11 protein-coding genes and 1 tRNA gene are annotated in these 12,441 nt (G+C 71.4%); 1 reads left to right on the top strand and 11 read right to left on the bottom strand.

Annotation, left to right across the window (positions count from 1 at the left end; all coding sequences use genetic code 11):
* Nucleotides 1–354: 354 nt before the first annotated feature.
* The 5 genes from ABZ924_RS28155 to ABZ924_RS28135 form a co-directional block, all read right to left on the bottom strand.
* On the bottom strand, nucleotides 355–996 hold the full coding sequence (locus ABZ924_RS28155; protein ID WP_361915523.1) for a helix-turn-helix domain-containing protein: 642 nt from the start codon (nucleotides 994–996) through the stop codon (nucleotides 355–357).
* 312 nt (nucleotides 997–1,308) lie between these two features.
* A complete protein-coding gene (locus tag ABZ924_RS28150) occupies nucleotides 1,309–3,096 on the bottom strand; it encodes a DEAD/DEAH box helicase (protein ID WP_361915520.1) in 1,788 nt (595 codons plus the stop codon).
* Nucleotides 3,097–3,269: 173 nt separating this feature from the next.
* A complete protein-coding gene (locus tag ABZ924_RS28145; RefSeq protein WP_361915518.1) occupies nucleotides 3,270–3,704 on the bottom strand; it encodes a type II toxin-antitoxin system death-on-curing family toxin in 435 nt (144 codons plus the stop codon).
* A complete protein-coding gene (locus ABZ924_RS28140; RefSeq protein ID WP_361915515.1) occupies nucleotides 3,701–3,919 on the bottom strand; it encodes a hypothetical protein in 219 nt (72 codons plus the stop codon). The genes ABZ924_RS28145 and ABZ924_RS28140 overlap by 4 nt, the downstream gene beginning before the upstream one ends.
* A gap of 32 nt (nucleotides 3,920–3,951) precedes the next feature.
* On the bottom strand, nucleotides 3,952–5,427 hold the full coding sequence (locus tag ABZ924_RS28135; protein ID WP_361915512.1) for an MFS transporter: 1,476 nt from the start codon (nucleotides 5,425–5,427) through the stop codon (nucleotides 3,952–3,954).
* Nucleotides 5,428–5,608: 181 nt separating this feature from the next.
* Between ABZ924_RS28135 and ABZ924_RS28130 the strand changes: the two genes are divergently transcribed.
* Nucleotides 5,609–5,680: transfer RNA gene (locus tag ABZ924_RS28130), tRNA-Cys, on the top strand.
* 50 nt (nucleotides 5,681–5,730) lie between these two features.
* Here the strand turns inward: ABZ924_RS28130 and ABZ924_RS28125 are convergent.
* The 6 genes from ABZ924_RS28125 to ABZ924_RS28100 all read right to left on the bottom strand — a co-directional run bounded on the left by ABZ924_RS28125 (nucleotide 5,731) and on the right by ABZ924_RS28100 (nucleotide 12,302).
* Nucleotides 5,731–6,111 carry a hypothetical protein gene (locus ABZ924_RS28125; protein WP_361915509.1) on the bottom strand — a complete coding sequence of 127 codons (381 nt, stop codon included), beginning with the start codon at nucleotides 6,109–6,111 and terminating at the stop codon, nucleotides 5,731–5,733.
* A gap of 170 nt (nucleotides 6,112–6,281) precedes the next feature.
* Nucleotides 6,282–8,570 carry a DUF6571 family protein gene (locus tag ABZ924_RS28120; protein ID WP_361915506.1) on the bottom strand — a complete coding sequence of 763 codons (2,289 nt, stop codon included), beginning with the start codon at nucleotides 8,568–8,570 and terminating at the stop codon, nucleotides 6,282–6,284.
* Nucleotides 8,571–8,590: 20 nt separating this feature from the next.
* Complete coding sequence (locus ABZ924_RS28115) at nucleotides 8,591–8,980, bottom strand: hypothetical protein (protein ID WP_361915503.1); 390 nt, start codon at nucleotides 8,978–8,980, stop codon at nucleotides 8,591–8,593.
* Nucleotides 8,981–9,173: 193 nt separating this feature from the next.
* The gene (gene mycP, locus ABZ924_RS28110) at nucleotides 9,174–10,340 is read right to left on the bottom strand and encodes a type VII secretion-associated serine protease mycosin (protein WP_361915500.1); all 1,167 of its coding nucleotides are present in this window, start codon (nucleotides 10,338–10,340) and stop codon (nucleotides 9,174–9,176) included.
* A gap of 28 nt (nucleotides 10,341–10,368) precedes the next feature.
* Nucleotides 10,369–11,811 carry a hypothetical protein gene (locus tag ABZ924_RS28105; protein ID WP_361915497.1) on the bottom strand — a complete coding sequence of 481 codons (1,443 nt, stop codon included), beginning with the start codon at nucleotides 11,809–11,811 and terminating at the stop codon, nucleotides 10,369–10,371.
* On the bottom strand, nucleotides 11,811–12,302 hold the full coding sequence (locus ABZ924_RS28100; protein WP_361915494.1) for a hypothetical protein: 492 nt from the start codon (nucleotides 12,300–12,302) through the stop codon (nucleotides 11,811–11,813). Before ABZ924_RS28100 ends, ABZ924_RS28105 begins: the two co-directional genes overlap by 1 nt.
* Nucleotides 12,303–12,441 lie beyond the last annotated feature (139 nt).

The raw sequence follows: 12,441 nt of genomic DNA, 5'->3' as shown, positions 1-12,441 counted from the left end.
GGCGCTGCCCCAGACCCCGCGCCTCAAACGCCGGCGGGGCTGGATTTGCCGGACCCCCGCTTCGAAAGCAGGGGCGAGGCTGAAATGCGTGGCGCGGGTCGCGCGCCACAGGACGGCCCCGTACGGCGGCCGGCGCAGCCCCCAGCACAGGCCGTCGGCGCAAGGCCTCGGCGCAGGACGTCGGCGCAGACCCGACAGGGCAGCGCGTCGGCGCAGACCGACAGCGCAGGGCGGCGGCCCAGGGCGGCGGCGCAGGGCGGCGGCGCAGGGCGGTGGCTCAGGGCGGCGGGCCAGGGCGGTGGCTCAGGGCGGCGGGCCAGGGGGGTGGCGTAGGCCGACAGGGCGGGGTAGGCGTCAGCGGAGGGCGTCGGCGACCTCGCGGGCCGCGTCCACGACGCGCGGGCCGACCCGCTCGGGCACGGCGTCGGCCAGCATGACGACGCCGACGCTGCCCTCCAGCCCGGTGATCCCGACGAGCGGCGCGGCGGCCCCGCTGGCGCCCGCTTCGAGCTCGCCGTGGGTCAGGGTGTACCCGGGCTCGATGAGGGTGCCCTGGCGGGCGGCGAGGATGGCCCGCCCGGCGGCCCCGCGGTCCAGCGGGTGGCGGAAGCCGGCCCGGTAGGCCACGTGGTAGTCGGTCCAGGTGGGTTCGACGACGGCGACGGCCAGCGCCTCGGTGCCGTCGACGAGGGTCAGGTGCGCGGTGGCGCCGATGTCCTCGGCGAGGGCGCGCAGCGCGGGCAGGGCCGCCTCGCGCACGAGCGGGTGGACCTGGCGGCCCAGCCGCAGCACGCCGAGGCCGACGCGGGCCCGGCCGCCGAGGTCGCGGCGGACCAGGGCGTGCTGTTCGAGCGTGGCCAACAGGCGGTAGACCACGGTGCGGTTGACACCGAGGCGGTTGGAGAGCTCGGTGACGGTCAGACCGTGGTCGGTGTCGGCGAGCAGTTTGAGGACTCTGAGTCCCCGGTCGAGAGTCTGGGAGGTTTCCGCGGTCACGACGCCTCTCCCTCGTTGGTGAGCGGCGGTGACTCTCGGGGGGAACGACGCCGGTCCCACGGCGACGCACGGAGAGGCCGCCGGTAGCGGCCATGGCACCGGCTGCGCTCCCGCGGCGGCGCTGCCACGGGGCGTTCGATGCGGGGACAGTAGCGAGCGGGTCCGCTCAGCGGAAGTCCTCGTCCAGAATCCGGGCGCCAACGGCCCTTTTATGGCGGTTCGGATCGCGGTTGTGACCGACTTCCGGACCCGCCCGGCCACCGTCCGTCTGTGCGATCGGACGAGGGCGGGCGGGCCGGTCGCCCGTCGGGATCACCGCATCCGGGTGGCCCACTCCTGCACCTTCTTGATGCGTTCCTTCAGTTGTCCGGCGGTCGCCTCGGCGCTCGGCGGGCCGCCGCAGACGCGCCGCAGCTCGGTGTGGATCACACCGTGCGGCTTGCCGCTCTGGTGGACGTACGCGCCCACCATCGTGTTGAGCGACTTGCGCAGCTCCAGCAGTTCCTTGTGCGAGACCACCGGGCGGCGTTCGGCGGGCAGCTCCAGCAGGTCGGCCTCGGCGTCGGGCTTGCGGCGGCTGTGCGCGATCTGCCGCGACTGGCGCTTCTGCAGCAGCAGCTGCACCTGCTCCGGCTCCAGCAGTCCGGGGATGCCGAGGTAGTCCTGCTCCTCCTCGCTGCCGGGGTGGGCCTGCATGCCGAACTCGGCGCCGTCGTACAGGACGCGGTCGAAGACGGCGTCGGACTCCAGCGCCTCGAAGGACATCTGCTCGTCCTCGCCGGTGTCCTCGTCCTCCTGCCGGTTCGCCTCCTCCATCTCCTTCTCGGACTCGGCGTACGGGTCCTCGTCCTCGCCCGCCTTCTTCGGCCGGTCCAGGGCGTGGTCGCGCTCGACCTCCATCTCGTTGGCGAAGCCGAGGAGGTAGGGGATCGTCGGAAGGAACACGGATGCGGTCTCGCCGCGCCTGCGCGACCGTACGAAGCGGCCGACGGCCTGCGCGAAGAACAGCGGGGTCGAGATCGTCGTCGCGTACACGCCGACCGCGAGGCGCGGGACGTCGACGCCCTCGGACACCATGCGGACCGCGACCATCCAGCGGTCGTCGTTTCCGCTGAAGGTGTCGATGTGCTTCGAGGCGCCGGCGTCGTCGGAGAGCACGAGGGTGGCCCTGGCGCCGGTGATCTCGCGGATCAGCTTGGCGTAGGCGCGCGCGGAGTCCTGGTCGGAGGCGATGACGAGGCCGCCTGCGTCGGGGATGCTCTTGCGGACCTCGGTCAGGCGCTGGTCGGCGGCGCGCAGCACGTTGGGCATCCAGTCGCCGCGCGGGTCGAGGGCGGTGCGCCAGGCCTGGCTGATGGCGTCCTTGGTCATCGGCTCGCCGAGGCGGGCCTCGATCTCGTCGCCCGCCTTGGTCCGCCAGCGCATGTTGCCGCTGTAGGAGAGGAAGATGACGGGGCGGACGACGCCGTCGCCGAGGGCGTTGCCGTAACCGTAGGTGTAGTCGGCGGAGGAGCGGCGGATCCCGTCGTTGCCCTCCTCGTACGTCACGAACGGGATGGGGTTGGTGTCGGAGCGGAACGGCGTGCCGGTCAGGGCGAGGCGGCGGGTCGCCGGGTCGAACGCCTCGAGGCAGGCCTCGCCCCAGGACTTGGAGTCGCCGGCGTGGTGGATCTCGTCGAGGATGACGAGGGTCTTGCGCTGTTCGCAGCGGTTGCGGTGGAGCATCGGGCGGACACCGACACCGGCGTAGGTGACGGCGACGCCGTGGTAGTCCTTGCTGAGCGGCCCGGCCGAGTACTCGGGATCGAGCCGGATGCCTATCCGGGCGGCGGCCTCGGCCCACTGCTTCTTCAGGTGCTCGGTCGGCGCGACGACGGTCACCTGCTGCACGACGTGGTGGTGCAGCAGCCAGGAGGCGAGGGTGAGCGCGAAGGTCGTCTTGCCGGCGCCGGGCGTGGCGACCGCGAGGAAGTCCCGCGGCTGGGTCTGGATGTACTTGTCCAGAGCGCCCTGCTGCCAGGCACGCAGCTTGCTGGCGGTACCCCAGGGGGCACGGCCGGGGAAGGCGGGTGAGAGGTGGTGGGAGGCGGTAGTAGTCACGGTCTCCGGTTCGTGCTCTCGTCGTCGGCGGCGGCGGTCGTCGTGCTCGCCGTCGTGATCATGGTCTTACGGTCGTGATCATGGTCGTACGGAGGACAACCGGGCCACCCTACCGGTGCGGGCCCGCCCCTCGCGGAGGGACAGGCCCGTGACCTCGGGGGGTGCGGCGAGCGTCACATCGGGCTCAACTGCCGCAGCCGCTCGGCGATCACCGCCACCTCGGTCTCGGCCCCGGAGGCCACGTCGATGACGAGGGCGTAGGCGGCGTCCTGGTCGACGTCGGCGAGGTCGACGCCGTTGACGGCGAGGAACGTCGCGGCGGCGAGCCAGGCCGTGCGCTTGTTCCCGTCGACCAGCGGATGGTTCGAGGCGATCCCGTGGAGCAGCGCGGCGGCCTGCTCGTGGCGGTCCTCGTACGCCGGCGTACCGAACATGCGTGCCCGCGGCCGGTGCACCGCCGACTCCAGCAGCCCGGGGGCGCGCAGCTCCACGGGCTGGTCCTGGGCGAGGCAGGCGTACCGGGCCAGGTCGAGGACCTCGGCGAGGGTGAGGTGGCGCACGGGGTCGGGGGCGGGGACGGGGGTGGTTCCCGTGACGGTGCCGCTCATGCTCCGAGCCTCTTCAGGAGCGCGGCGTGCCGCTCGGCGAGCCGCCCGGCCGCGTCGCCGACCCGGGTCCGCTCCCGCCGCAGGTGTTCCCGTACGGCAGCGAGGGCCAGTTCCTGCGGGGTGCAGCCGGTGGCGTCGGCGAGGTCGTCGAGCTCGGCGAGCTCGGCGGAGGAGAGGCGGACGATCAGATCGGTCGCCTCGGTCGAATCGGTCATGCACGGAGGGTAGTGGCGCGGCGGGTGACCGGTCAGCCGGATTTCGCGGCGGCGGGACGCTCGTGCAGCCGGGTGGCGACCCAGGCTCCGACCAGCGCGACGGCCGACATCGGCAGGAAGACGACCACGAACGCGGCGGGGTGCGAGGCCCCGCCCGCGGCGGCCGAGACGGCATGCCCGGCCCCCACCGCTCCCCCGCCGAGCGCGGCGAAGGCCGCCCCGCCGGCGGCGAGCAGCACCACGTTGGCCAGCGCGTCGGAGATCTGCAGGGCGGCGGAGTTCGCCCCCGCCTCCTCCGGCGCCGACAGCTTCAGCAGCAGCACGCTGGTCGAGCCGATCACCAGGCCCATGCCGAGACACCCCACGCCCCAGGCGAGGGCCAGCGTCCACACCGGCACCCACGGCACCAGCACCGCCGGCGCGCCCGCGATGGCCGCCGCCACCATCACCATCCCGAGCACCATCAGCCGCTCCCGGTACGGCGCCACCCGCCCCTTGGACTGGATCCAGGAGCCGCCGGCCCAGGTCACCCCGCCCAGCGCCAGCGAGAACCCGGCCAGCGTCGGGCTCAGCCCCCGCTGGGTGACCAGCATCAGCGGCACGAAGCTCTCCGCCGCGATGAACGAGCCCGCCGCGACCCCGCGCAGCAGGACCACCGCGGGCAGCCCGCGCCGCGCCCGGTACGTCCCGCGCGGCAGCAGCCCCAGCACCGCGGGGACCAGCAGGCCGGCCCCGGCCGCGGCGGGCAGCAGCGACAGCCACCGCAGGTCCTGGGCGGCGTACTGCAGCAGCCCCGCCCCGACGGAGATCCCGAGCGCGAGCCGGATCCGGCGCCGGTCGAACGCGGCGGGCGGCGCCTCCGGATCCACGGGCCCGGAGGCGCTGCGCCGTATCGCCGGCAGCGCCACGGCGAGCGGGACGACGACCATGACGGGTATCCCGAGGAACACCCACCGCCACCCGAGGTGCTCGGTCACGGTCCCGGCGGCGAGCGGCCCGACGATCGAGGGCACCACCCAGCTCGCGGCGAAGGCCGCCATGATCGCCGGGCGCAGCCGCTCCTCGTAGGCCCGGCTCACGACGACGTACAGGGCGACGATGACGAGCCCGCCACCGAAGCCCTGCACGGCCCGCCCGAGCACGAACACCCCCATGAGCGAGGCGGTGCCCGAGCACACCAGCCCGGCGGCGAAGCCCCCGATCCCCACGGCCAGAGGCCGCAGCGGCCCCTGCCGGTCGCACCACTGCCCGGAGAGCACCATCCCGAAGAGGCTGGTGGTGAAGTATGCGGAGAAGGCGAAGGCGTACAGCCCGACCCCGTCGAGCTCGCGCGCGGCGACCGGCATGGCGGTGCCGACGGCGGTCGCCTCGAACGCGATGAGGAAGATGCAGGAGATCATCCCGATGCTGAGCGTCCGGTACGCGGAAGCCAGGATCCCGCCCTGCGTCGGGACGGGATCCTGCTCGCTGCTCGGTGTCTGTGACACGCGGGGCTCAAGGGCACTCATCGCCCCAGAGTAAGCGGCAAACCCGCATATGGCCCCTGTCCGAAGGACCTATCCTGCCTGGTCCCCGAGACCTACGCCCGGCGTGGTGTGTGAACGCAACATGGCAGTCGTATGGCACCCCCGCCGAGGCCCTTCCGCACCGAGTGCGGCTGCTCGTACGGTCGTTGCAGCAACACCGCAAGGCCGTGTGCCCGAGTGGCCGAGGGACTCGCCTGCAAAGCGAGGTACGCGGGTTCAATTCCCGCCACGGCCTCTCCCGAAGTCCGTCCAGGCACGGCGCAACCTGGACGGACTTCGGCATGCCTAGTGCGTGCCGCCGCAGTGGGTCTGCTGCTTGGCGGCCTCGAGCAGCTTGGCGATGAGCGCCGTGAACAGCGGGCGGGCCTCGCGCTTCTCCATTTGGTCGGTGGAACCACCTACCGTCGCCTCAAGTTGAAACGACCCGTTGGGGCCCGTGCACGTGAGGGCGACGCGGGCACCGGTGTCGTACACGATGCCCCTGTCGCCGAGGGCGAGCGGGTCCGCCGGCGGCTTGATCAACTGGGTGTTCCAGAAGAAGCTCTCGTCCAGCGCCTGCCGAGTGACGGACGCGTCGAACCGGCCCTTCCCGTCGACGTCCACGACGCAGGTCGCGCCCCGGCGCGCTGCGGTCAGCCGCATGTCGGCGGGCCCGTCCTCCTTCACCTCCCTGCCCCTGCCCACCAACGGGGCAAGTTCGTCTCGAGTGAAGACGCCGAAGCACGAGCGCTCCGGCAGCAGTGGGGCGGCCGCCGGCAGCGCTTTGGAACAGCCCACAGCCGTTCCCGCCACAACGAGCACCGTGGTGAGCCCGCGCGGCATGCGGGCGAAGCGCATCAGGAACTGCCGCTCGATGTCGCCACCTGCCCGCGGCCCACCGCATGCGCGTTCGCGGTCTCCGTGGAGGCCACGCCTGCGAGGGCGTCAACCGTCCGCCCGCTCATACCGGTCCCCGCTGCCGCCTTACGGACCGACTGTGCCGCGGACTCGCCCGCCGCGCGTTGGGTGTCCGTGTAATCGATCACCGCCCCGTGGTCGGCCTCCTCGATCTTCTTCGCGTGGTCATGCTTGGCCCGCTCGACCACGCCCTCCGTGACATCCTCCTGGAGCCATTCCACGACGTCTCCGGCCAACGGGATCAGTTCCACGTACTTGACGCCTGCTGCGCTGATGCCGCGGTTGATCCACTTGGCATTGTTCTCGACTCCCTTGACGTACTCCTCCTGCTTGTGGCCGTTCTCGGCAAACGCGCCCTCGGCCCGTGCCTCGGAGAGAATGCCGGCCAACTGGCCGCCGGGATGCACAGCGCTCTTGATCGCGGCGTCCACGTCCTCGTACTCGCTTCGGTGCGCGATGGCGTCGTTGATGAGCGTGGTGGTGAAGGCCCGCTGGGCATTCGTCATGGCGCCGTACGCGTCGGGGTCCTGGCCCACCGCTCCGATGAACGCCGCCATGTCGGCCTTGTGGAACCCGGCCATGACCCCGTTGGCCTTGATCTGGCCGCTGCCGTTCTCCGCGGACGCCTGGAGGTCCGGCATGTACTCCGCGGCCATCTGGCCGAAGTGGCCGGACAGGCCCTTCAGCGGCCCCTCGCCCTCGCCCGGTTTCGCCGCGACCAGCTCGGGGTTCTCGCCGATCTTCTCGACGACCCGTTCCATGACGGCCGCCATCTCCCTGGTGTGCGGGACCGGCTTCGCCGTCTCGTCGCCCGCGGGCCGCCCCGACACCGCCGCTTCGAACGCGCCGCCGAGCGCGTCCTGCGCGGGGTGCGGAGCACCGGTCGGGGCGATGTCGAAGCCGTCCGCGTACGGCTTCTTGTCCAGCATGTAGTCGACCATGCCCCGCGGCCGGCCGTGCGGCCCGCCGACCGGCTTGTCGGCGCGGGTGACGAGGCCGTCACCGTCGCTGTCCTCGCGGACCGGCTCGTTGAAGAAGGCCGTCGCGGCGTCCGGGTTGTTCCCGAGGGCCTCCATGAGCCCGGTCAGCGGGTGGAAGCCGCGGCCGCCGTCGGCCCTGTGGTTGAGGACGGCCGTCGGGTCGGCGGGGGCGCCGGACTCCCATACCCCGGGGCTCTTGCGGTCCATGGCGACCATGTCCCGTCCGACCGCGGTCAGGAACTCCGTGTCGTACGAGCCCTCCCGCAGCAGCGCGCCGAGCGCCTGGTAGCCGTACACCGGCCGGGCCGAGCCGACGTCCAGCTCCTTGCGGCCGGCCCGCATGAGCGCGGTCGTCCAGGCGGCATCGAGGTGGTTGGGGACGTCCTTGTGGGTGGCCAGGCCCAGCATCGCGCCCAGGTCGTCCTGGATGTGGCCGACCATGAGCGCGCGGTCCAGGCCCGGTCGGCCGAGGGTGGCGGAGTCCAGCGACATCGTCGCGTAGGCCGTGAGCACGCCCTCCGGGCCCATCCGGCGGTAGAAGCCCGTCGCGAACTCCGGGTCGTCGCGGTTGTCGTCGAGGAGGTCCTCCAGCTCGCGCAGCGCCTCCGGGTTCCGCGCCGTACCGCCGCCGCCCTCCGCCGTGAGCCTCCTCATCAGCTCGGCGGCGCGGTCGACCTGCTCGGCATCGAGGGTCGTGTAGCGGGGCGGGCCGAAGTCGTGGTCGTGTGCGGCGTCGGCCTGAAGGACGCGGACCAGCGAGGCGTCGGCGTCCTGGGCGTTCTCCACGGCCCGGTCCACGCGCTCCTGCCAGAGGGTTCGGTTCCTGCGGAGCAACTCCTGGTGGTCCGGGTCGTGTCGGGCCGCGTACTCGTCCTGCGGGTCGGTGAGCGGGAGGGCCGAGACCCGGCCGGAGGCGTCGATCCGGAACCCGGCGGCCGGCGCCTCCTCGATCAGCTTCCGGATCTCGGCCCGGGCGGCCTCGAGGGTGGCGTGCCCGTCGCTGAGGACGAGGTGGATGCCCCTGGCCTGCCGGGCGGCGTCCGCGAACTCCTTGGCTGTCTTGTCGACCAGCGACCGTGCCACGCCGGCCGTGACGCCGTTCCACTGCGCCTGGTCCGACTTGGCCTTCATGCCGCCCCGGGCCGCCTCGGCGAGCTCGTCGAGCTTCTTGGCCATCGCGTCCCAGTCGGTGATCGCCGTCTGGAGCTTGTCCAGCGGGGCGTTCATCACGTTCTCGTACGTCAGCACGCGCGCGCCGCCCGCCTTGCCTAGGTGAGGAGCTGGTCGAGCTTGGACGCGGTGAAGGCGGCGTAGAGCTCGTGCTCCTCCTTGGCGTGGGAGGAGAGGGAGTAGTCCAGGCCGTTGGAGATGTTCGCGCAGGCCGCGAGGAGGGTCTGGAGCTGGGACTCCCAGCGGCTCTGCGCCTGGTGCAGGGCGGGGCCGCTGGCGAAGCCTTCGTTGGTGAGCGCGGCTGCTGCTTCTGCGGTCGCCTTGGCGGCGTGCCTGCCGTCTGTGTGGAGACGGCCGTGGAGGTGGAAGGCCTCCGTGCCGACGGCGCCGATGTGGTCCTGGTTGAACTCCAGGTCCGCGGTGGCGAAACCGCCGACCGCGGGCCGGGCGTTGGCCCGGGCGAGGGACCACTCCTCGTCGAACGACACGCGGCACGCTCCTGGCTCCGGGCGGGGTCGGAGCGGCCAGCCTGGCATGGTGCGTTGCCGCACGGGCGAATACCGGACACGGCGTGCCGCCGCGTCGCCCCCGTACGGGCCCGGGCGGGCCGCGCCTCGGCCCGATCCGGGCCGGGCGGGGGCGGGCTGGATTCCGGCCCTGCCGCTCACCCGGGCGGGTGAGTCAGCGGCTTCTGCGGCGGACGAGGACCGCGGTGACAGCACCGCCGCCGACGAGGACGCAGGCCCCGAGCCCGAGCGCGAGCCAAGGCAGGCTGCTGCCCTTGTCTTCCGCCTTGGCCTCGGCCTGGGGCACGCTCGATGCCGAGTTCTTGGCGTCGGCGGACGGGGCGGGCGACTTCTTGCCTTCTGCCGCCGCCAGGTCGGGGAGCGGGTACACGTCCTTCGGTCCCGGGTCACCGGGCGTGGGCAGCGCCACCTTCGGCCGGACGATGCCGTAGCCGAGGTAGTCGTTCCGCTCCTTGCCGTCGTCGCCCTTGCCGGCCGTGTTCAGCAGGACGCGGAGCACCTGGTTGTTGGTCCAGTCGGGGTGCGCGGACCACAGCAGTGCCGCGGAGGCGGAGGCGAGGGCTGTGGCGTCACTCGTGCCATGGCTCTTACAGAGGCCTGTCCCTCCGTTGCACCCCGTCATGATGTCCATTCCGGGAGCAGCCAGGTCCACCGACTCATTGTGCTGCGACTCCTTTGTCGGGGCACCCTCAGAGTCGACGGCCCCGACTCCAACCACCCCAGGGGTAGCAGCTGGGTAGTAGATATCGCTGGCGCCATCATTTCCAACACCGGCAAATATCAATTTCCCCTTGTCGAGGGCATACTTGACCGCCTGCTTAAGCTCCTCGCTCTGCGATCCTCCGACAATCGAGATGTTGAGAACCTTGGCATCAGAGTCAGCCGCATAGCGAATGGCCTGGATCATCGACCGAAACACGGGGCCCCCGTCGCCGCCCCGATCGATCCGGAGGGGCAAAATCTTGGCCCCCGGTGCAAGCCCGAAGGCGCTCTCTGCTCCACCTGGGCCTTTTCCGTTACCCGCAATGATGGCAGCCATGGTCGTTCCATGGTTGCCATAGTCAGTGCGTTCATCACCTGGGTAGCTACCCTGGGCGAAATTCTTCCCAGGGAGGACCTGGCCTTCGAGCTCAGGGATTCGACCCACACCCGTGTCGATGACCGCGACGGTAACGCCCTTGCCCGTCGTGGTCTTCCAAATGTCGTCGGCCTTCATGGCGTCGAGATGCCACTGCTTGGACCGAACCGTGTCCGCGTGGGCCGGGGTCGCGGCGACCCCGGCCAGCAGGAGGCCCACCAGGGCCGAGGTCGCCTTACGCATGCGCATCTCGTGCAAAGGTCCGTTCTGCTCAGTCGATCACCGGCGGAACAACGCGGCCGTTGCCCTGCCAGGTCTCTTCATCCTCGGACAGGTAGTCGGGTCGCTCACCCATCCGCTGGTCGTGCCGGTTGCCCGGTGTGTGGACACCCGCACCGGCGGGGCCCATTGTGCCGCGACCCGCTCCAGAGGCAGGGGTGTTGCGCACGAGGCCCGAACCGCCCTGCGTGAACGGCTGACCGCCCGCTACCGAGCGACCGACCGCGCCGGGCTGGCGCGCGCCGACGACACCACCCGGCTCCATGGCCAGCCGGCGTCCCGCCGCGGGACCGCCCGGCCCACCACCGTGAGGGCCGCCCACGCCGGGGTGCATACCGCCGCCGCCCATACCGCGACCGCCCTGCACACCCTCAGTGCCGATGACCGTGGAGCGCGGGAGACCCGGGGTGGGGCCACCGGTGGTCACCTGGCGGCCGCCGATGATGCCGGTGTCGCGAGGAAGCAGAGGAGCCGGACCACCGAACTTGCCACCGGGAGCCGTCAGAGGCGGCAGCTTGCTCACCGGGCCGCCCCCGCCGGGCAGCGTCGGCCCGGGGAGAGACGGAAGCCCGATCGGCGGCATGGGTGAAACCGGGCCGGGGCCGCTCGGGCCGGGGCCCGGGAGGTTCGGCATGTTGGTGACCGGCGGGACGGTCCTGTCCGGCAGGGTGCCCACGTGGTCAAGGTCCACGTCCACGTTGTGGTCCGGCAGCACCGGGATCGGCGCGGGTCCGGCCGTCGGGGGCAGAGTTACATCCGGCCGGTGGCTGCCACCAATATCGCTGGACGGACCGCTGCTCCGGGGAGTCGCCGGCGCATACGAACCGCCGCCCGACCCTGACCCGCTGCCAGCGCCTCCGCTGGACCGCTCCACGTACGTGTCGGATCCAACCTCGTCCGACGGGACGAAGGCCCCCGGCGGCGGCGGGAACGTCGGGATCTCCGCCTTGCCGATCTGCGTGTTCGACTGCTCGTAGGACCCGGCCAGCTTCGTCAGCGCGTCGATGGCCTTCTGGTGGTCACCGCTGAGCTTGGCGTGGGCCTCCGACGCCAGCTTCTGGGCGTCCGGGTCGTTGTGGTACTTCCGGGCAGCCTCGTAGTTCTCCGCCGTCGAACTGTCGTAGGCCGGGATGTTCTTCTTGACCTCGATCATGGTCTGGGCGGCCTCGCCCATCCACTTGCCGCCTTCGGCGCTGTACTTGCTCAGGAGAAGCGTCGCGCTGCCGGTCCGGCTCGCCCAGTCCTCGAAGGCGACGGCCGCCTCGCCTTCCCAGCCCTGCACCTTGTACTTCTTGAGGTCATTGCCGATCTTTTCGATCGTCTTCGCCGCCTCCGTCAGCAGGGTGCTGCGGGCCTTCACCGTCTCCGGGTCAAGAGAAGCGACCATGGCAAGGAGTTGCTGGTGGGTGAAGCCCTCGAAGTTCGTCGCCGCCATCAGATCTTGCCCTTCGGCTTGTTCGCCTCATCCTTCTTCTGCTGCTGCACGAGCGGGTCGAGATCAGGGTTGTAGTCGTGCTTGGCCTGCTTGGCGATCATGGCCATGCGGCGCCTCTGTTCCTCGTCGATCTCGCCGAAGCCCTTGCCCGACGTCTGGATCGCGATGCCCAGTCCCTCGATCTGCGCCGCGAGCCCCTTCGAGAGGTTCTCCAGCTGGGTCTGGACCGTCTGGTACGTCGTGAAGAGGGCTTCCGCCTCGGCGAAGCCCTTGCCGAGGGCGCCCTTGGGGAGGGTGCCGTGGGCCAGCTTCTTGTCGTCCGCCTGGGACTCGTTGAGCTCCTTCAGGAGACCGTCAACGACCTTCTTGTAGCCGGACAGCGTCTCGAAGTCGACCTCAAACCGCTTGGCCTGAGCCCGGATCGCAGCCGCCGCGCCGTTCGCGCTGGCAGCCAGCGCTGAGAACAGGTCTGGTCCTGCATTCTCTGCCACGATGGCCTCCCCGTCTTTCCCCGTGTGGGGTGCGGTGTCACCACCGCTCCCCGTCCCCGTTGCACCCGTTCGCGCGCGAACGTACTAAGTCTTACCGATCACTTTAGCGATCGGTTCCGACACCCCCAAGCTCGGGTTG

The organism is Streptomyces sp. NPDC046876, from assembly GCF_040645035.1.
Lineage (GTDB): Bacteria > Actinomycetota > Actinomycetes > Streptomycetales > Streptomycetaceae > Streptomyces.
This window is presented reverse-complemented; position numbering and strand designations above follow the sequence as displayed.